The sequence below is a fragment of the Pseudoalteromonas aurantia genome, assembly GCF_005886875.1.
Classification (GTDB): Bacteria; Pseudomonadota; Gammaproteobacteria; order Enterobacterales; family Alteromonadaceae; genus Pseudoalteromonas; species Pseudoalteromonas aurantia_A.
The window spans coordinates 1-367 of sequence record NZ_PNBY01000178.1 but is presented as its reverse complement, the minus strand read 5'-3'; the positions used below and the strand labels follow the sequence as shown (position 1 = coordinate 367).

The 367-nt window shown below is 48.2% G+C and carries 1 protein-coding gene; it reads right to left on the bottom strand.

Going from position 1 to position 367, the window contains the following annotated elements; genetic code table 11:
* Window positions 1-367: phosphopantetheine-binding protein (locus CWC18_RS20350; protein ID WP_138676012.1), on the bottom strand; the 367-nt coding region annotated here is incomplete at both ends.

The following is a 367-nucleotide window of genomic DNA, read 5'->3' as shown; positions in this document are numbered from 1 at the left end:
GCTTGCCCATCATCAATGGTGGCCGCTAATTCCGCTAAGGTGTCACACTCAAATAAATCTTCTAGAGCAAAGTCTACGCCTTCAGCCTGAGCTCGGGCTGCCAGCTGAATACTCAAAATAGAGTCTCCACCTAACTCAAAGAAATTATCGTGGATAGTCACTGTGTCTACGCCCAATACCTCTTGCCAGATGTCACACAACTGTGACTCTAATGCCGTACGCGGCGTGCCATCTCCTAACCCTTCTTCTTGTTCCTCACCTCGTAATGGGAGCCCTTGCAATGCCTTACGGTCTACTTTGCCATTCACGTTTAACGGCAACTCTGCCATCACCAATAAATGCTGTGGATGCATATAACTCGGTAGAC